Origin of the sequence: Psychrobacter sp. Rd 27.2, from assembly GCF_001921755.1 — a bacterium.
In the GTDB taxonomy this organism is placed as follows: Bacteria; Pseudomonadota; Gammaproteobacteria; order Pseudomonadales; family Moraxellaceae; genus Psychrobacter; species Psychrobacter celer.
This window is the reverse complement of record NZ_MRYB01000132.1, coordinates 1-356: the sequence shown is the minus strand read 5'-3', so window position 1 is coordinate 356 and position 356 is coordinate 1. Positions and strand designations below refer to the sequence as shown.

The window sequence follows — 356 nt, the reverse complement described above, 5'->3', positions numbered from 1 at the left end:
TGCTGACGATATAACTGAGTAAATTGTTTTAACTCGTCTTTCTTAAGTAGGCAGTTAATGGGTATAAGGCGGCTTGCGCTGCTACTTTTCAATCTCCGATAGCGATTTGGTCTTAACCATATTTGCGGCTGCTCTATTCGTTGTCCATGTTCATCAATATAGATGTCAGCTATATCACGAACTTTAACACCGATAAGTTCTTTAATTCGCAACCCTGTTCGATACGCAAGACTTAACACTACTAAGCACAGGTTTTTCTGTTCATCGTCTAAGCCCGAATTGACCAAATACTCTTTCATCGCATGATATATCCGAGGTGATATCATGTTCGCATTTACCACTTGGCGTTTATTACC

1 pseudogene is annotated in these 356 nt (G+C 39.9%); it reads right to left on the bottom strand.

The window, feature by feature from the left end:
- A pseudogene (locus BTV99_RS13720) lies at nucleotides 1-299 on the bottom strand (hypothetical protein); the annotation flags it as partial.
- Nucleotides 300-356 lie beyond the last annotated feature (57 nt).